The sequence below is a fragment of the Actinomycetota bacterium genome (genome assembly GCA_019347575.1).
In the GTDB taxonomy this organism is placed as follows: domain Bacteria; phylum Actinomycetota; class Nitriliruptoria; order Nitriliruptorales; family Nitriliruptoraceae; genus JAHWKY01.
On the sequence record JAHWKY010000016.1, the window covers coordinates 24,441 to 42,632 of the forward strand.

General features: G+C 70.1%; 18 protein-coding genes. 10 read left to right on the forward strand and 8 right to left on the reverse strand.

Going from position 1 to position 18,192, the window contains the following annotated elements:
* Window positions 1-76: 76 nt before the first annotated feature.
* Window positions 77-1,054 carry an ABC transporter substrate-binding protein gene (locus KY469_12255; GenBank protein MBW3663864.1) on the forward strand — a complete coding sequence of 326 codons (978 nt, stop codon included), beginning with the start codon at window positions 77-79 and terminating at the stop codon, window positions 1,052-1,054.
* Window positions 1,051-1,692, forward strand: coding sequence for a DUF1684 domain-containing protein (locus KY469_12260; protein ID MBW3663865.1), 642 nt, complete (start codon window positions 1,051-1,053; stop codon window positions 1,690-1,692). The genes KY469_12255 and KY469_12260 overlap by 4 nt, the downstream gene beginning before the upstream one ends.
* Window positions 1,693-1,716: 24 nt before the next feature.
* On the opposite strand, the gene KY469_12265 is transcribed toward KY469_12260, so the two are convergent.
* On the reverse strand, window positions 1,717-3,510 hold the full coding sequence (locus tag KY469_12265; protein MBW3663866.1) for an acyl-CoA dehydrogenase: 1,794 nt from the start codon (window positions 3,508-3,510) through the stop codon (window positions 1,717-1,719).
* Between the two features lie 42 nt (window positions 3,511-3,552).
* On the opposite strand from KY469_12265, the gene KY469_12270 reads away from it, so the two are divergent.
* Entirely contained in the window at window positions 3,553-3,771 is a 219-nt protein-coding gene (locus KY469_12270; protein MBW3663867.1) for a zinc ribbon domain-containing protein, read from the forward strand.
* Window positions 3,772-3,879: 108 nt separating this feature from the next.
* On the opposite strand, the gene KY469_12275 is transcribed toward KY469_12270, so the two are convergent.
* The 4 genes from KY469_12275 to KY469_12290 all read right to left on the reverse strand — a co-directional run bounded on the left by KY469_12275 (window position 3,880) and on the right by KY469_12290 (window position 8,624).
* Window positions 3,880-5,910, reverse strand: a complete 2,031-nt coding sequence (locus tag KY469_12275) for a glycoside hydrolase family 3 C-terminal domain-containing protein (GenBank protein MBW3663868.1) — start codon at window positions 5,908-5,910, stop codon at window positions 3,880-3,882.
* 4 nt (window positions 5,911-5,914) lie between these two features.
* Window positions 5,915-6,994, reverse strand: a complete 1,080-nt coding sequence (locus KY469_12280; GenBank protein ID MBW3663869.1) for an amidohydrolase — start codon at window positions 6,992-6,994, stop codon at window positions 5,915-5,917.
* 114 nt (window positions 6,995-7,108) lie between these two features.
* Window positions 7,109-7,822 (reverse strand): GAF and ANTAR domain-containing protein, encoded by a 714-nt coding sequence (locus KY469_12285; protein MBW3663870.1) that lies wholly within the window; start codon window positions 7,820-7,822, stop codon window positions 7,109-7,111.
* Between the two features lie 58 nt (window positions 7,823-7,880).
* Window positions 7,881-8,624 carry a protein kinase gene (locus tag KY469_12290; GenBank protein MBW3663871.1) on the reverse strand — a complete coding sequence of 248 codons (744 nt, stop codon included), beginning with the start codon at window positions 8,622-8,624 and terminating at the stop codon, window positions 7,881-7,883.
* Window positions 8,625-8,780: 156 nt separating this feature from the next.
* Between KY469_12290 and KY469_12295 the strand changes: the two genes are divergently transcribed.
* The 4 genes from KY469_12295 (at window position 8,781) to KY469_12310 (ending at window position 13,129) form a co-directional block, all read left to right on the forward strand.
* Window positions 8,781-10,718, forward strand: coding sequence for a hypothetical protein (locus KY469_12295; protein ID MBW3663872.1), 1,938 nt, complete (start codon window positions 8,781-8,783; stop codon window positions 10,716-10,718).
* 94 nt (window positions 10,719-10,812) lie between these two features.
* Window positions 10,813-11,310, forward strand: a complete 498-nt coding sequence (locus KY469_12300) for a hypothetical protein (protein ID MBW3663873.1) — start codon at window positions 10,813-10,815, stop codon at window positions 11,308-11,310.
* A gap of 35 nt (window positions 11,311-11,345) precedes the next feature.
* Window positions 11,346-12,317 (forward strand): ATP-binding cassette domain-containing protein, encoded by a 972-nt coding sequence (locus tag KY469_12305; GenBank protein ID MBW3663874.1) that lies wholly within the window; start codon window positions 11,346-11,348, stop codon window positions 12,315-12,317.
* Window positions 12,314-13,129, forward strand: coding sequence for an ABC transporter permease (locus tag KY469_12310; protein MBW3663875.1), 816 nt, complete (start codon window positions 12,314-12,316; stop codon window positions 13,127-13,129). Before KY469_12305 ends, KY469_12310 begins: the two co-directional genes overlap by 4 nt.
* A gap of 55 nt (window positions 13,130-13,184) precedes the next feature.
* On the opposite strand, the gene KY469_12315 is transcribed toward KY469_12310, so the two are convergent.
* Window positions 13,185-13,355 carry a CsbD family protein gene (locus KY469_12315; protein ID MBW3663876.1) on the reverse strand — a complete coding sequence of 57 codons (171 nt, stop codon included), beginning with the start codon at window positions 13,353-13,355 and terminating at the stop codon, window positions 13,185-13,187.
* Between the two features lie 214 nt (window positions 13,356-13,569).
* Between KY469_12315 and KY469_12320 the strand changes: the two genes are divergently transcribed.
* Window positions 13,570-14,013, forward strand: coding sequence for a CBS domain-containing protein (locus KY469_12320; protein ID MBW3663877.1), 444 nt, complete (start codon window positions 13,570-13,572; stop codon window positions 14,011-14,013).
* Here KY469_12320 and KY469_12325 read toward each other — a convergent pair.
* On the reverse strand, window positions 13,994-15,379 hold the full coding sequence (locus tag KY469_12325) for an MEDS domain-containing protein (GenBank protein MBW3663878.1): 1,386 nt from the start codon (window positions 15,377-15,379) through the stop codon (window positions 13,994-13,996). The genes KY469_12320 and KY469_12325 overlap by 20 nt on opposite strands.
* Window positions 15,380-15,599: 220 nt before the next feature.
* Here KY469_12325 and KY469_12330 point away from each other — a divergent pair, with 220 nt between their 5' ends.
* Window positions 15,600-15,986: a VOC family protein gene (locus KY469_12330; GenBank protein ID MBW3663879.1), complete on the forward strand. Its 387-nt coding sequence runs from the start codon at window positions 15,600-15,602 to the stop codon at window positions 15,984-15,986.
* A 62-nt stretch (window positions 15,987-16,048) separates the two neighbouring features.
* Window positions 16,049-17,740: an MFS transporter gene (locus tag KY469_12335; GenBank protein MBW3663880.1), complete on the forward strand. Its 1,692-nt coding sequence runs from the start codon at window positions 16,049-16,051 to the stop codon at window positions 17,738-17,740.
* Between the two features lie 19 nt (window positions 17,741-17,759).
* On the opposite strand, the gene KY469_12340 is transcribed toward KY469_12335, so the two are convergent.
* Complete coding sequence (locus tag KY469_12340) at window positions 17,760-18,110, reverse strand: metalloregulator ArsR/SmtB family transcription factor (protein MBW3663881.1); 351 nt, start codon at window positions 18,108-18,110, stop codon at window positions 17,760-17,762.
* Between the last annotated feature and the right edge of the window lie 82 nt (window positions 18,111-18,192).

The window sequence follows — 18,192 nt, forward strand, 5'->3', positions numbered from 1 at the left end:
GCGGCGACTAGCGTGGTCACCCCACCCGGCAGCGCGTAGCAGCCCACCTCCGTCCCGTTCCGTGAAAGGTCCCCCCATGAAGCTCACCCTCCGCCGTGCCGTGGCGGCCGTCGCCGTCCTCGGTCTGGCACTCACCGCGTGCGGTGGCGATGACGACACCCCCGAAACTGGCGGAACGGACGGGACCGACGGCACCGCCCCCCCGACCGCGCCCGACGACGGCGGCATCCCCACGGACGGGCCGACGATCACCGTGGGCTCGTTCAACTTCGCCGAGTCGCAGATCCTCGGCAACATCTACGCCATCGCGCTGGAGGATGCCGGCTACCCGGTCGAGACCAGACTCGACCTGGGCTCGCGCGAGGTGATCCTGCCCGAGCTCGAGTCAGGGAACATCGACCTGCTGCCCGAGTACGTCGGGTCGGCGCTGCAGGTCGGCTTCGGTGTGGAACCTTCGGGTGACCTCGAGGAGTCGGTCACCGCACTCCAGAGCGAGTTCGAGGCGCTCGGCGTCACGGTGCTCGAGCCGGCTCCCGGCGAGGACAAGAACGCGTTCGTCGTGACGCAGGAGTTCGCCGACGCGAACGGCGTCACGTCGGTGGCCGATCTGGCCGACGTCGAGGGCGGCATCACCTTCGGAGGCCCACCCGAGTGCGAGCAGCGCACCACGTGTCTGCTGGCACTCACCGACGTCTACGGCCTCGAGAACGTCACCTTCGAAGCCATCCAGGAAGGCAGCGTCCGCGTCGCCTCGTTGAAGCAGGGCAGCATCGACGTCGCACTGCTGTTCTCGACCCAGCCCGTGATCGCGGCCGAGAACTTCGTCACGCTCGAGGAACCCGAGGGCGCGATCCCGGTCGAGAACATCGTGCCGGTCGTCTCCGACGAGATCGTCGACGCCTACGGCGATGCGTTCGTGGAACTCCTCGACTCCGTCTCGGAGCAGATCACGACCGAGGTGCTGGTCGAGCTCAACGGCAAGGTCGAGCTGGAGGCGGAGGATGCCGACGCGGTCGCGCGCACGTGGCTCGAGGAGAACGGCTTCCTGAGCTGACCGGGCCGACGCTCCTCGACCTCGCGGACTACCGCCGCGAGGTCGCGGAGCTGTACGCCGAGGTCCGTCAACTGGGCGTGGGCCCGGTCTCGCATGCCCTCTGGCGCGAGCGCCGTGACCGCCTTCTCGCCACCCACCCCCAATCCGCGCTCCCGCTCGAACGCCGCGACGGCTTCACCGGGCTGGCGTACTACGACTACGACGCCGACCTCGCCGTGACGGGTGCCGTGGAGTTCGAGCAGGCCGCCGTCCGCGACCTCGCGCACTCGTCCGAGGGGACGACGAGGTTCGTCCCCATCGGTACGGTGGGGTTCGAGCTGCTCGGAGCGGAGCGGGCGCTGACGTTGTTCTGGCTCGACGCGTACGCGGGGGGTCTGTTCCTGCCGTTCCGCGACGCGACCAGCGGGACCGAGACCTACGGTGGCGGCCGCTACCTCCTGGACGGGGCGAAGTCGGCCGACCTCGGGGGCACGGGCGACGAGGTGGTGCTCGACCTCAACTTCGCCTACCACCCCAGCTGCGTGCACGATCCGCGCTGGTCGTGCCCGCTCGCCCCGCCCGAGAACCGCCTCGACGTGCCCGTGCGGGGCGGCGAACGCCTCGCGTCTGCCTCCGTGGAGGATCCTGCTCACATGTGAGCACAGGTCTCCACGGAGAGGGGGTCAGAGGTTCGCAGGGTCGATCGCGAAGAGGTCCTCGGCGCCGGAGGTCGCGGCCGCAGCGAGGCCGCTGGCCTGAGGCAGGATGTTACCGGCGTAGAACCGCGCCGAGGCGATCTTGGCCTCGAGGAAGCTGGGATCGAAGCCGTCGCCGTCGCCCTCGAGCAACCGCTTCGCCGCGAGCGCGCCCCGACCGAGGTGGTAGCCCCCGAGCACGGTGCCGAACAGGCGCAGGTACGGCGTCGCCCCGCCCAGCACCGAGGCGAAGTCCTTGCGGTTGTCGAAGATCCAGCGCGTCGCCGCGGCGAGCGCTCCGAGCGCCTCGCTGTAGCGCTTGGCCACCTCGCCCAGGCCCGCGCTCTCGAGCTCGCTGGTGAGGCCGCCGAGCTCCGAGAGGACCTCCTGGACGAACTCCCCTCCGCGGTAGGGCAGCTTGCGGCCGACGAGGTCGATGGCCTGGATGCCGTTGGTGCCCTCGTAGATCGGCGCGATGCGAGCGTCACGGAAGTGCTGGGCGGCACCGGTCTCCTCGACGTAGCCCATCCCGCCGTGGATCTGCACGTTCAGGGAGGTGAGTTCGACGCCGAGGTCGGTGCACCACGCCTTGCTGATCGGCACCAGCAGGTCGGCCCACTCCTGGGCGTTACGGCCCTCGTCGCTGTCGCCGAGAGCGGCCGCCCGATCGATCCACCAGGCGTTGGCGTAGGTGACCGCGCGCATCGCTTCGATCTGACTGCGCATCGTCAGCAGCATCCGCCGCACGTCGGGGTGCTCGATGATCGGGGCGCTCGCGCCCTCGGGTCGCGCCGGCAGGGAACCCTGGACCCGCTCCTTGGCGAACGCGAGGCCTTGCTGGTAGGCGCGTTCCGCGATCGACAGGCCTTGGATGCCCACGCCGAGCCGCGCGTCGTTCATCATCGTGAACATGTAGCGCATGCCCTGGTTGGGCTCGCCGACGAGGTAGCCGACCGCGCCGCCGGTGTCCTCGCCGTAGGTCATCACGCAGGTCGGCGAGGCGTGGATGCCCAGCTTCTGCTCCAGTGACACGACCTTGACGTCGTTGCGTTCCCCGAGGGAGCCGTCCTCGTTCACGAGGAACTTGGGGACGATGAAGACGCTGATGCCCTTGGTCCCAGGTGGCGCGTCGGGCAGGCGCGCCAGCACCAGGTGGATGATGTTGTCGGTGAGGTCATGCTCGCCGTAGGTGATGAAGATCTTCTGGCCGGTGATCCGGTAGGTGGCGTCCTCGACCGGCTCGGCCCTGGTGGACAGCACGCCGAGGTCGGAGCCGGCGTGCGGCTCGGTGAGGTTCATGGTCCCCGCCCACTCCCCCGTCACCATCTTGGGCACGTAGGTCGCCTGGAGCTCAGACGAGGCGTGGTGCTCGAGCATCTCGACCGCCCCGGTGGTGAGCAGCGGCCCGAGCGAGAAGGCCATGTTGGCGGAGGTGATCAGCTCCTTGATGGCGTTGACGACGAGCAGCGGGAAGCCGCCGCCACCGAACTCCTCGGGGTGGCCGACCGCGCCCCACCCCGCCTCGACGTACTGGCGGTAGACGCGCGGGAAGCTGTCGGGGGTCTTCACCTCGTCGCCCCGCTGGACCGAGTGCTGCGCGTCGCCCTCGCGGTTGGTCGGGGCGATCGCCTGTTCGCAGAAGCGCGCGCACTCCTCGAGCAGCCCGGTGACCATCTGCGGATCGGCGTGCGCGAAGCGGTCGGTCGCCGCGAGCTCGCGCAAGGGCGCGACGTGCTCGAGGACGAAGCGGACGTCGGTTAGGGGGGCCTTGTAGTCGCTCATGTGGGGGCAGGGTACGGCGGGGGCCGAGCTACCATGGCCTCCATGCCACTCTACGAGTACGCCTGCCGCGAGTGCGGCACTGAGTTCGACGACTTCCGCGCCATCGCCGCGGCCGACGAGCCGGCGGCCTGCCCGGACGGTCACACCGACACGCTGCGCAAGCTCTCGCTCATCGCGCCCCGCGCACGCGGTTCCGACGGCGCCGCGCTGCCGCTGGCCGGTGGTGGTGGCGCCTGCTGCGGCGGAGGCTGCTGCGCCTGACCCCCCAGAACCACCGTATCCGGGGGTTCCGGTTGGTGGAGGAGGGGCGACGGCCCGCGCCCGCCCCGACAACCACCGTATCCGGGGGTTCTCGGTCCAGCGCGCGCCTCAGGAGGCGGTCAGGTCGACCGACACGAGGCGCTGGGTCGCGGGGTCGCTGTTCGGACCCACGCCGAAGGTGTAGGCCCCCTCGACGAGCTCCCACGCCCCGTCGACCCACGACCGCAGCCGCTCGAGGGGCACGGCCACCTCGACGTCGGATCGCGCCCCAGCAGCGAGTTCGACACGCGCGAAACCGGCGAGGGTGCGGGGCGCCTGGGGCTGCGGGGCGCCGTCGGGCTTGGTGACGTAGACCTGCACGACCTCGACCCCAGCGCGGCTGCCGGTGTTGGTCACCGCGACCGCCAGCACGACCTCGTCGCCGCGGACCTCTGCATGGACGTCGCCGTACGCGAAGGTCGTGTACGACAGCCCGAAGCCGAACGGGTACGCCGGGGCGTGGCCACGCGCCTGCACCCAGCGGTAGCCGTGCAGGTACTCGTAGGTGATGCGGCGCGCCTTCGCATCGAAGGGAGGCAGGTCGGCCTCGTCCCGCGGGAACGTGCACGGCAACCGCCCCGAGAACGACGCGACCCCCGTCAGCAGGTCCGCGAGCGCGTGGCCGCCCTGCATGCCGGGGTACCACGCCATCACGATCCCGGCGACGGCGTGCCGCCAGGCCTCGGTGACGATCGCGGAGCCGGCGACGAGTACCACCACGGTTCGCGGGTTGACGCGGGCGACCGCACGGATGAGCTCCTCGTCGGCGGGGCGCAGTCGCAGCGAGGAGCGGTCGCCCCCGTACGCCAACACGTACTCGCCCTCGTCGCGGAAGGTGTAGCCGACGACCACGACGGCGAGGTCCGCCCTGCCGGCACACGCGACCGCCGCGCCGATGTCGCCAGAGGGGGAGGCGTCGACGCGGTCGCCGAGTGCGCCCCGCAGTCCCGCGAGCGGCGTCACCACGTCCGGGGGGTTCACCATGCTGCTGCCGCGGTCGCCGATGACGGGCAGGTCGGCGAGCTTGCCGATCACCGCGACCTGCTCTCCGTCGCGGGCCGGGAGCGCCGGCGCCCCGTCGACCGTCTCGTTGCGCAGCAAGACCATCCCTCGGATCGCGGCCTCGCGTGCCAGCGCCCGGTGCTCCACCGAAGCGACGGCGTCCGATCCGTAGTGCTCGGGTTCTCCCACGCCGGCGAACGCGAGCTTGGTGCGCACCACGCGACGCACGGCGTCGTCGACGAGTCCCTCGTCGACCGCGCCCCGCTCGATGGCGCGCCGCAGCCGGCGTCCGTAGCGCCACCGGATGGGCATCTCGACGTCGAGACCGCCACGCAGACCCGCGGCGCCGTCGCGTACGCCGAGGAAGAAGTCCGAGATCGTGAACCCCTCGAAGCCCCACTCCCCCTTGAGCACATCCCGCACGAGCCACGCGTGGTGGCCACACCGCTCCCCGTTCACCTTGTTGTAGGCGGTCATGACCACCGCGGCACCCTCGTCGATACAGCGTCGGAAGTGCGGCAGGTAGACCTCGCGCAGGGTGCGCTCGTCGATCTCGACGCTGACCCTGAACCGGCTGTTCTCGATCGAGTTGCACGCGTAGTGCTTGATGCACGCCATCGCGTGCCGCTGCACGCCGCGCACGAGCGCAGCGCCCATCTCACCCACGTGGACCGGATCCTCGCCGTAGGTCTCCTGCGCCCTGCCCCACGCCGGATGACGCAGCAGGTTGATGCAGACGCCCCCGAACAGATCGGCGCCCTGACTCCTGAGCTCGACCCCGATGGCGTCACCGATGCGCGCCTCCAGATCGGGGTCCCAGCTCGCGCCGCGCGCCATCGAGACGGGGAAGGCCGTCGACCGGCCGAGGACGACCCCGCGGGGGCCATCGGCGAACCGGAACGGAGGGATGCCGGTGACCGCATCCTCGCCCGACGGGAACGCCCCGCTGTTGTAGCGAGCGATGCGAACCAGACCGCGAGGCGACGGGGGGACGTCCCCGCTGAGCTGGTGCAGCTTCTGCTCGAGGCTCAGCCGCGCGACGAGCGCGTCGACCCGTGCGGCAAGGAGGTCGACGCCCGACCCGACGTCCTGCGTCACGGCCTCAGCCGACGCTCGCCAGCGCCGGGTCGGCGCGGCGCCAGCGGAAGAGCCGCTCCGCGTTGCCGTACGTGATCGCCGCGACCTCGTCCTCGGACACGCCCCCGAGGACCTCGCCGACCTGCTTCTGCGAGTGGGGCCACGGCGTGTCGGCGTGCGGGTAGTCGCACTCCCACAGGATCCGCTCCACGCCGATGTCGTGACGGTAGGTGATGCCGACCGGCTCCTCGATCATGCAGCAGTACATGTTCCGCCGGAAGATCTCCGACGGCAGTGGCTCCGCGACGCCGTGCCAGTCCCTGTGACGCAGGTACTGACGGTCGGCGCGCTCGAGCGCCGCAGGCACCCACCCGATGCCGCCCTCGGAGAAGACGAACTGCAGATCGGGGAACCGCCGGCAGACCGGGCTGAGCATGAGGTTGACCGCGGCGACGATGGAGTTGGTCATGCACAGCACGATGCCGATCAGCGCCGGACCATCGGGAGAGGGCTGTGGCACCGAACCTTGCGAGCCGAGGTGCATGCAGATGACCGTGTCGGTCTCCTGGCAGGCGTCCCAGATGGGATCCCAGTAGTCGTTGAAGAACGAGGGCAGCCCCTTCGGCACCCCGTTCTCGGGCAGGGACACCGCCCGGTTGCCCTTGGCGGCACACCGGCGGATCTCTGCGGCCGCCGCGACGGGGTCCCACACCTGGATGATGATCATCGGGACGTACATCCCCTCAGGGCCGGCGGGGCACCACTCGTCGATGACGAAGTCGTTGTACGCCTGCACGCACAGTCCCGCGAGCTCGCGGTCGCTGAACTCGTGGAACAGCATCCCGCCGAAGCGCGGCAGGCTCGGGAAGCCGAGCGACGCCAGGATGCCGTCAGCCAGGAAGTCCTTGGCGCGTTCACGTGGGTCCCAGCACCCCGGGATCATCTCGTCGAAGCGCTGCGGCTCGCCCGGGCCGCGGTCCGCCTTCCACTCGTCGCGGGGCTTGCCCGCGACCGCGTTCAGACCGAGCGAGGACGACTTGCCCGGGGCGCCCTCGATGATCCAGGTCTGGGTCCCGTCCTCACGCTCCACCACGTGAGGCGCCATGTCGTGGTGCTTGGCGGGTAACCGGTCGATCCAGACGCGTGGATGCTCGATGATGTGATCGTCGACGCTGAACAGCTCGTACACGCGCACCCCCAGAGAAGGCTGACACGCGTGTCAGGTTAGCGTTCCGGCGTCCAGACGTCCTCGCACGATGTCGTCGGCGACGTCGCGCAGCCTCACACGGTGGTGGCGGGCGTAGCCACGGAGCAGTTCGCGGGCCTCCTCCACGGGGATGCTGAGCTGGGCCGCGACGTAGCCCTTCGCCTGCTCGATCACCACCCGGTTGTGCAGGGCGTGGCTGAGTTGCTCGCTGAGCTCGCGCTGCGCGTCCAGCTCGGCGAGGTGCGCGACGTAGCTGGCGGCGATGCCCGACAGCGCGTGGGCCGCTTCGATCTGCTCGTCGTCCAGCTTTCGCGCATCACGGTCGTAGAGGTTGAGCGCCCCGACGACGACGTCATCGACGCGAACTGGGAAGCTGTAGACCGCCGCCAGCCCCGCCTCGACGCCGCGTGGACCGAACCGCGGGAAGCGCTCGTCGGCGCCCAGATCGGTCGAGATGACGTCCTCGCCCGACTGGTAGGCCAGCAGGCACGGCCCCTCGCTCAGCTCGATCTGCAGGCGCTCCAGGGCGTCGAGCGCAGGATCGGATGCACCCAGGAACCTCAGGTGACCGTCGGCATCCTCGAGCATGAGCCCCGCAGCGGCGACCCCGAGGATCGCCGTGATCTCCTCACCGAGCTCGGCCAGCGCGGATTCGAGGTCCTCGGCGCGTGAGAGCACCGATGTGAAGCGGGTGAGGGTCCGCCAGAGTCGCTCGTAGTCGATCATCGCTGCTCCCCACTCGGGTGCGTCACCGGCACGTCCCGACCGACCGTAGGCGTGCGGGTCAGGACGGCAGCGGGATCGCGCGCAGAGCCTCGGCCAACGCCACGCCGGCCGCGTAGCGCTGCTCCGGCTCCGTCGCGGTCGCGACGCTGAGCACATCCGCGACCTCGTCCGCGACGTCCGGCGCGGGTGGCTGCTCCGCAGCCAGCGTCCGGAGCACGACCCCGAGGGCGAACGTATCCGACCGGGCATCCGGCGGGGCCCCGTCGGCGACCTCAGGAGGGGTGACCGGCGTCACCGCCAGCGTCCCGAGCACGACCGAGGTACCCGCGTCGAGGATCCGGGGCCCCTCGGCACTGCCGATCACGTGCCCGGCACGCAGATCACCGTGCACGACGCCCGCGACGTGCAGGGCCGCGAGCGCATCGGCGAGGGCGGTCGCGGTCTCGAGGAAGGGCCGGTCCGAGCCGCCGAGCAGACGGGTCTCGAGCCGTACGGTCGCGACGTAGGGGTGCTGGGAGCGCGTGTCGCTCTCGACGATCCGGACGACGCCAGGGTGCTCGACCTGGGAGGTCAGGATCAGCACCTCGTCGAGGCGGGACAGGACGTCGTCGGATCTCAGCAGGTGGCGGTGCAGGAGCTTGAGCGCGACCCGGGTCCCGTCCACCTCCGCCGCCCACACCTCGCCGGTGGTCCCTGATGCGAGGTGGCCGGTGAGGCGGTAGCGCCCGGCGACGACGTGACCGACCCCCGGCCACGGCAGCCGCCGCGGTCCACCCGCCGGAACCGTGCGCGCTGGCTCCAAACCCGATCCCCCTTACCATCCACCCTTCGTGGTGGTTCCGGGGGCTGGGGAACCGAGGACGAGCGTACACGGGTACGCCGATGCCGCAAGGACCGCGCAGCAGGAACACCGGTGCCGGACGGCGAACTGTGGTGGTGACGTCTCCGAGGGGGAGCCATGCGTTTCCGCAGCCTGGCGGTGCTCGGCACCGTCGCGATCACCACGACCGCCGCCGCGGCCCTGCCCGTCGCGGGTACCGAACCGGTCAAGTGCAGCGAGTCCGACGTCACGCCGGACGGACGCGTGTTCCCCGAACCGATCCTCACCGAGACCTTCATCCGCTTCCCCGAGTTCGAGTGCGGCATCGAGCTGCTCGACAGCGTCTTCCCCGACTTCATCGACATCGACGTGCTCGACGAGTCGTCGAGCGGCCTGCCGATCTACGACGTGGTGATGACCGACGAGCAGCTCCCCGAGGACGACAAGCAGCACCTGTTGGTCATCAACTCGATCCACGGCAACGAGCCGGCGGGGCGCGAGGGTGCCTTCCGCGTGATCGAGGACATGGTCGACCCCTGGCGGCTGGGGAACGAGGACTGGGTGCGCGAGCTGCTCGACCGCTTCGTCGTGCACTTCGTGTTCGCCAACCCGGACGGCTGGGTCAACGGCGACGTCCACGGCGACCACGGGGCGGGCAACATCATGACGCGCCGCAACGACGGCAACCGCGACCTCAACCGCAACTTCCCGGTCCAGGGCTACCTCCGCGCCAGCAACGGCACGCTCGACCAGCCCGAAGGACGTGCCCTCGACGCGCTCCTACTCGAGCACGCGGTACCGAACGCGGACAGCGATGCTGCGGGCTACGACGGCTGGTACCTCGGCACCGACAACCACGGTCAGGGTCCCAAGACCGTGGCCGCATCCGGGTTACAGATCGTGGGCGAGTTCGACTTCGAGAAGTCGGAGCGCCTCGCGCACTTCGCCGACGGCATCGAGCCGGCGATGGCCGAGTACGGGGTCCTCGACGTGATCGAGCAGCTCAACCAGGTCACCGACGGAGCGGTCCGCCCCTACGAGTGGGGCACGCTGTACGACATCCTCGGCTACTCGGCGTCCGGGTCGGGCATCGACTACTACAACACGCCCGGGGTCGTGAACGGCACCGGCTTCGCGACCGAGATGACCGCGTCGAACGCCCCGTACAACGCCCTCACCCACCCGGGCCTGGTGAACCAGATGTGGGTCAACTCGGTCCGAGCCATCAACTACACGATGTTCAAGGATGCGCTCGACCCGCCGTCGTACACCTACCCCGTCGGTGGAGCCGCCGCGTACGTGTTCGACCCCGAACGGGTCCGCCACGACGACGCCAACGGGTTCGGCCCGGGCAACGAGAGCATCCCGGGCGACTTCACCGGTGACGACGCCAACGTCGACCCCGACTTCCAGCTGCGTCGCTACGACGTCTCGAGGATGAAGTTCTTCGAGGACCTGAACCGCTACGCCGATCAGCCACTGGATGCGATCCGCGTGCCCGACGTCCTGTCGGGCGAGGTGGACCTGTCCACCTACGACTCGGTGGTTCTGACCGAGGACGCGATGCCCGAAGCGGGGGACCACTCCGCCTGGGTCACGGCGCTGCGTTCGTTCGCGGCCGGTGGCGGCAACCTCGTCGTGACCGACGCCGCCGCCCCGATCCTCGCCGACCTGTTCGACGACATCGAACCCGGCGACATCTCCATGCAGCGCAGGAACGTCGGTTACGTCGACTTCGGGGACCGCAGCCACCACCTCAACGAGGGGCTGCGCGGCGTCGCCAGCCAGACCTACGACGTGATCCCGATCGGGTACCCCGACAACAACGGCCAGGCACCCAACTGGCGCGTCGCCACCGCCGCCTGGGACGCCAACGCTGGCTACACCGCCGGCACCAACGGCAACGGGCAGACCATCTACGGCGAGAAGCCGCTCGGGGACGGGAAGGTGTCGTTCCTCGGGGCGCTGCTCCCCCAGCCCACCGAGGACTACTTCCACCCGTACGGGCTGCAGAACTACGCGGTGACCTACACGGGCTACACCCTGCTCGAGAACATGCTCGACCACACCCGCTGAGCCGCGGGGCCCGCTCGACGGAAGCTGCGCCCCGCGGCCCCCGCGTTGGTAGCGTCCCGCTGTCGCTGACCGCTACTCGGCAGGGGGGTACATCGTGGACATGAAGAAGAAGGTCACCAAGGGCAATCACGGGCTGCCGGACGGGGAGCAGATCCTCGGGACCGTGCTGCTCAACCCGCTCGGCACCACCGCGAGCACGAGCGGGGGTGCCGCGGGAGGCCTCATCGGCCACGCGGTGGCCGGACAAGTCGCCAAGCGCAAGCAGAAGGCGGAGGACGAGCGCGTCGCCTCCGAGGGCGCCACGACCGAGGGGCTCGCGTCGAGCTTCCCCGCGGGCCGCAACTTCCTGTCCGTCACCGACAAGCGGTGGGTCGTTCACTCGCTCGGGGCGATGTCGGGCAAGGCCAAGGAACTCGCGGGTGAGTTCCCTCACGGAGACATCACCGGGCTGACCTACGACAAGGGCAAGCTGTCGTCCAAGCTGGTCCTGCGCTTCACCGACGGGTCGCAGCTCGGGCTCGAGGTCCCCGGGCGCACCAACATCGACGAGTTCCTGGCCGCCGCTTCGCAGGTGGGCGCGCCGCAGGTGTAGGTTCCCCGGCCGTTCCCCTGACCCAGGACCGGCCCTTGCACGCCATCGAGATCGAAGGTCTCGTCAAGCACTTCGGCGAGGTCGTCGCCCTCGACGGCCTCGATCTCGCCGTGCCCCGCGGGTCGGTGTTCGGTCTGCTCGGACCCAACGGGGCGGGCAAGACCACCGCGGTCCGCATCCTGTCGACGCTCCTCGTCCCCACCGCCGGGACGGCGCGCGTCTCGGGCCACGACATCGTCGCCGAGCCCGAGAAGGTCCGTCGGCTGATCGGGCTGACCGGTCAGTTCGCCTCGGTCGACGAGGAGCTCACCGGGCTCGAGAACCTCGTCCTCATCGGCCGGCTGGTCGGCATGGAGGGTCGCGACGCCACCGCGCGTGGGCGCGAGCTGCTCGAACGCTTCGACCTCGCCGACGCCGGCGCTCGGCCTGCAAAGACGTACTCGGGCGGCATGCGCCGCCGGCTCGACCTCGCGGCGAGCCTGGTCGCGCGACCGCCGATCCTGTTCCTCGACGAACCCACCACCGGACTCGACCCCCGTAGCCGGCTCGGGATGTGGGGGGTGATCCGGGAGGTGATCTCCGAGGGCGCGACCCTGCTCTTGACCACGCAGTACCTCGAGGAAGCCGACCAGCTGACCGACACGATCGCCGTGATCGACCACGGACGCGTCATCGCCGAGGGCACCGCCGACGCGCTCAAGGACCAGGTCGGCGGTCAGGTCGTCGAGGCGCGCGTCACCAGTCCCGATCAACTCGAGGGACTCGAGACGGCGCTGAACGAGATCGCCGGCGAGTCGACGGTCGACCGCCCCGGCCGCCGCGTGACCGCGCCAGCCCCGGACGGCTTGGGCTCGCTGGCACACATCGCGCAGGCGCTCGCGGGGCGCGACATCCGCGTCGCCGACCTGAGCCTGCGTCGGCCCTCGCTCGACGAGGTGTTCCTGCAGATCACGGGCGAGCACATCGCCGAAGAGACCGGGTCGCTCGAGGAGGTGGACGCGCTGTGACCGCCATCACCCAGCAGCACGGGACCGGTGCCGCCCTGTCACAGTCGTGGCTGCTGGCGAAGCGCAACCTGGTCACGCTGACCCGACGCCCCGACGTGATCACGTTCATCGTGATCCAGCCGATCATGTTCACGTTGCTGTTCGTGTACGTGTTCGGCGGCGCCATCCAGGTCCCCGGCGTCACCTACGTGAACTTCCTGATGCCGGGCGTGATCGTCCAGACGCTGGCGTTCGACGCGCCCGTGACGGCGATCGGGCTCAACGACGACCTGAGCAAGGGCGTCCTCGACCGCTTCCGGTCCCTGCCGATCTCGCGTTCCGCGGTGCTCGTGGGGCGGCTGATCGCAGATTCGATACGCGGACTGGGAGTGCTCGCCCTGATCATCGGAGTCGGCTACCTGGTCGGCTTCCGCTTCGACGATGGGGTGGTCTCGGCCCTCGGGGCGGTGGTCCTGGCGTGGCTGTTCGCCATCGGGATCGCGTGGGGCAGCGCGATCGTCGGGATGTCGGTGCCGAACCCGGAGGCGGTGCAGGCGGCCGTGTTCACCGCGTTGTTCCCGATCGTGTTCGTCAGCAGCATCTTCGTTCCGCTCCAGACGATGCCGGGCTGGCTCCAACCCGTCGCCCAGCACAACCCGATGACACGCGTGGCTGACGCGGTCCGCGCCCTGTCGCTCGACGACGCCGATCGGATCGCGGTCGGGCTGGGCGCCGCGGTCGCCGGCAAGGTGTGGATCGCCCTGGCGTGGTCGCTCGGCCTGATCGCGGTGTTCGTGCCCCTAGCCGTCCGCCGCTACCGCCACCTCACCTGAGAACGAGGAGGCCCCCGTCACGTGGACGGGGGCCTACTCTCGGTCGCGTGGGGCGTCAACTGCCCTGGTGCTCCTGCTCCTTCTGCTCGGCCTTCTCGGCCTCCTCGCGATGCTCAGCCTTCTCCTGTTGGGCCTCGCCCTCGTTGGCGAGTTCGTCGGAGCCGGTGAGCTTGCCCACGGCCTCCTTGGCGGTCCCCTTCATCTTGTCAGCGTCCTGGTCCGACACGGTCGCTCCTCTTGGTCGCTTCTCGATCGGCCCCCTCAGCGTGCACGGCCGTCGAGGCCAGCGCGGCCGGGGCGCCCGTCCAGAAGGTCGGCCGAGGCCGGATCAGGAACGAACGTCCACGGTGGCGAACACCTCGCGCAACGACCTGAGGAGGTGCGCGGGCCCTCCCGTTGAGGCACCATGGTGGGCATCTGGCTGGCGAAGGAGCAAGGCCGTGAGCGTCCCTGTCCGTTCCATCCTCGAACGCAAGGGCAGCGAAGTCGTGACCGTCAAGCCCGACGATCGCGTCGACGAGGCGGTCAAGGTGCTCCGTCGAGCGAACGTGGGCGCGGTCGTGGTGTCGGACAGCGGCGAGGACGTGGCAGGCATCGTGTCGGAGCGCGACATCGTGCGCCGTCTGGCGGACGGGGGAACCGCCATCCTCGAACGCTCCGTGACGGACATCATGAGCAGTCCGGTGACGACGTGCGGGCCCGACCAGACCGCAGACGAGCTGATGTCGATGATGACGGAGGGCCGGATCCGCCACCTCCCCGTCGTCGAGGATGGGCGCATGGTCGGCCTGGTGTCCATCGGGGACGTCGTGAAGTCCTACGTCGACGAACTCGAGGTCCGCAACGAGGCACTGACCGACTACGTCAGTGGGACCCGCTACTGACTGGGACGGTGTAGGTGAACGTCGTGCCGGTCCCGGGCTGGCTCCGCACGTCGATGGAGCCACCCTGGCCTTCCACGAGCGCCTTGGTGATGTACAGGCCCAGGCCGGTGCCGGCCGTGTGACCTGCGGCATCACCGACGCGGCTGAACGGCCGGAAGAGCGCGGGTAGGTCCTCGGCGGCGATGCCACGACCGGCATCGGTCACCTCAACACGTACCTCGTCGCCAGGCACCGTCACGTCGATCCGCACGGGAGTCTCGGGCGACGAGAACTTGATCGCGTTGGACAGCAGGTTGTTGAGCACCTGTACCTGCCGTCCGGCATCTGCCGACACGAGCGGCGTGTCCTGCGACACCTCGACATCGATCCGTCGCCCCGTGCCGGACCGAACCTGCGCCACGACCTCGTCGACTAGGGCGCGCAGATCCACGGGGGCGATGCGGTAGGTGAACGTCCCCGCCTCGAGGCGTGAGACGAGAAGCAGGTCGTCGAGCAGGCGCCGGATCTGGTCCGCACTACGCAACGCCGCGCCCAGCTGCTGGCGGATCTGGTCCTCGTTGAGCTCGGTGAGCGACTCCTCGAGGAGCGAGAGCATCCCCGAGATGATCGTCGCGGGCGTCTGCACGTCGTGCACGACCATCGCCATGAACTCGCGGCGGAGCCGGTCGGCTTCGCGGAGGCGATCGAGCGCATCCTCGAGCTGGGCTTGCTTGCGGCGGAGGGCGTCGCGTTCGTTGGAGCCGACGATGGCTTGCTGCTGCAGCAGCCGCACCGTCTCGGGCTGCTCGGCGGCCCCCGTGAGCCCGGTCAGGCTCTCGCTCGGCACCACGGCGGTGTGCGCGTCGACGACGCGTCGGAACGCATCCACCTCGACCGGCCCCGAGAACGCACTCGTCGGGTAACCACAGAACAGCGCGAAGGGCAGGGTCTCGCCGAGCCGGTTCCACAACTCCTCGAGCTGCAGCGCGACGGTGACCTCGCGCCGATCCCATGCGATCGCGACCATCTCGCCGAAGGCGTACACGCGCCGTCCAACGCTGGTGTGTCGCTCGATCAGCCCACCGATGACGTCGTCGAAGCGGTCGGCGTTGGGCGAACCGGCCGAGGTGAACGAGTCGAGCAGGTCCGCGGCGTCGAGTGCGACGTAGTGATCGGCATCGTTGACCGAGATGCCCCGCTCGAGCAGCGCCTGTGCGATGAGGTGACGGTGCTCGGGAGTGGCGATGACGATCGCCGCTGCGTCCGGACCGAACGCGGGCGCGAGGAAGGCCGCGACCGCACCGGCGAGGTGAGCGTCGGTCTCGTAGAAGCCCACGACGTGGTCGTGGGCCTGCGTCGACGCGCGGTCGGTGGCGGTCCGGGACAAGCCTGACCCCCGCTGCTCGATCGGTTCCAGAGCCTCAACGAGGATACGAGCGGGCTCCCGTGCCCACTCCCTGGCAGAGCACCGCCGAACGGACAGGTCCGGTTCGTCCGCCTCCGACGATGCGCGCCCTGAGCTGAGCGTGCTAGCGGCGGCCGCGGCGAGGAGGGTGACGGCGGGGCCGTGCAGGCGTAGTGTTCGCCGACCGTCAAGGGAGGAAGAGATGCTCGGCGACTACCCGGTAACGGCCACGGTCCCGACCGCGGATCTCGAACGGGCCGCTGCCTTCTACTCGGACGTGCTCGGCCTCACCGAGGTCGGAGCCATGGAAGGCGAGAGCGTGCACTACGAGTGCGGCGCGGGGACGATGCTCGAGCTGTACCGCACCCGCGCTGGCGTCGGCAACGGACACACCGAAGCGGGGTGGCAGGTCGACGACATCGAGGCGGTCGTCGCCGGCCTCCGCGAGCGGGGCGTCGAGTTCGAGGAGTACGACCTCGGCGACGGCATGAAGACCGAGAACGGCATCCTCGCCGCGGGCGACGACAAGGCGGCCTGGTTCAAGGACCCCGACGGCAACGTCCTCGGGGTGTTCCAGGCCTCCGAGTAGCGAAGCGGTTTCGAGCCGCCTGACGCGGGGGTTGTCGCGCGACGGGGCTACCGTCGCGCCGGATGACCTCCGACGACGCCCTACTGGAACCCGGCACGTTCGCGCCCCTGCGTGTGCCGGAGTACCGACGCGTGTGGAGCGGGTCGCTGGTCAGCCACCTCGGGACCTTCCTGCAGCTGGTCGCTGCGCCGTGGCTCATGAACGAGCTCACCGGATCCCCCCTGCTGGTCGCACTCGTCGCGTCCGCGCTGTGGCTGCCCCGGCTCGTGTTGACCGTGCCCGCCGGGGTCCTCGCCGACGTCTTCGACCGCCGCGCGGTCCTCCTGGCTGGTCAGTTGTTCAACGCCGGGACCGTCGCCGTCCTCGGCGTCCTGACGTGGCAGGACCGCGTCACGCCCGAGGGCCTGCTGGCCCTCTCCTTGCTCCTCGGCATGGGCACCGCCGTAGCCCTGCCCGCCTACCAGACGCTGCTTCCCGATCTGGTCCCTCCCCCGCTGCTCGCCAACGCCATCACGCTCAACTCCGCCGGGTTCAACGTCGCGCGGGCGCTGGGGCCGTCGGTCGCGGGTGCGCTGGTCGCCGCCGGACAGATCCCGCTCGCGTTCTTCCTGAACGCCGCGAGCTACCTCGTCGTCGTGGCGGTCCTGCTCACGATCCCCCGCGAGGTGACCGACGCCACCGGCCGGCAGCCGATGCTGCGTTCGGCCACGACCGGGTTCCAGTACGCCCGCTTCACCGGGCCGATCCGCATCGCCCTGGCCGTGACGGGGGCGTTCGCACTCACCGCAGCCTCCGTGCAGAGCCTGCTCCCCACGGTCGTCTCGGCCGACCTCGGCCTCGGTGCGGCCGCGTTCGGTCTGCTGTACGGGGGGTTCGGCGCCGGAGCGCTCGTCGGCGCCGTCACGCGGGAGCGTGGCCGCCGGATCGTCGCCGGTCGCCTCATCCTGCCGTTGTCGATCGCGGGGTTCGGGGCGGCCGGTGTGGTGTTCGGACTGTCGCGGTTCGCCATCCTCAGCGCCGTGGCGCTGGCGTTCGCCGGTCTGTTCTGGGTCTGGACGATGACGACGCTCAACGCCAGCGTCCAGATGCTCGCGCCCCGCTGGGTCCGCGGTCGGGTGATGAGCCTGTACGTGATGGCCGCTGGGATGCAGCCGATCGGCGCGTTCGTCGCCGGTGTCATCGCCGAGTTCTCCGGACCGGGCGTCGCGGTCGCGTGCATGACCGGTGCCACCGTCGTCCTCGGCCTCTACGCGCGGCGCTTGACCCTGCCGGTGCTGGACGAGATCGTCATGCCCGCGCCGCCCGACGACTGGACGGTGGCGCCGCACCCCCTCCGGGTCGGAGGGTCGCCCGTCGCGGTCGTCACGACCTGGCGGATCGATCCCCACGACGTCGACGGGTTCCTCGCCGCCATGCGGCAGCTGCGTCGTCACCGCCTGCGGACCGGGGCGAGACGGTGGTCGTTGTACCGGGATGCGTCGGATCCCTACCGCATCAGCGAGTCGTTCGAGGTCTACGACTGGGACGAGCACCTGGCGCAGCACGAGCGCATAGACGTCGACGCCGCCGCGGCGATCCTGCGCGCCCGCTCCTTCGATCGCGACGACGGCCCGGTGACGATCCACCTCGCCGGGATCGACCTCGTCGAGGGCTCGCTGCCGATCGAGCAGCAGCTCCTCACCGTCCACGAGGAGTACCACGAGATCGATGGCAGCACGCCGCTGCGCTCGGTCGCGCCGAAGCTCGAACCCTAGTGCGGCTGATCCTGAGCGGTCATGCCCCGAGCGCATCCCGCAGGATCTCGAGCCGCTCGGGCATGACGCTGAACCAAGCCCACCGGCCCCGCTTCTCGCGCGTGAGCAGGCCGGCCTCGGTCAGCACCGAAAGGTGGTGGCTGACCGTCGGCTGGCTGCGGCCCAACGGCTCGACGAGGTCGCAGGCGCACACCTCGCCGTCCGGCGCGGACGCGATCAGGCTCAGGAGCCTCAGTCGGACGGGGTCCGCGAGGACCTTGAAGGCGCCGGCCAGCTCGTCGGCCTGGTCCTGCGACAGTGCGGCGTCGAGCACCGGCTCGCAGCACGCGGTGATCGTCTGGACCTCCACGGTCCCTCCGTTCGAGGTGATGATCCCCAGCGTACCTCCTATCGATAACTGTCGATAGGTCGTGCCGCGTCGCCGGTCGATCACGGTGCCGCCCTCGTCTTGG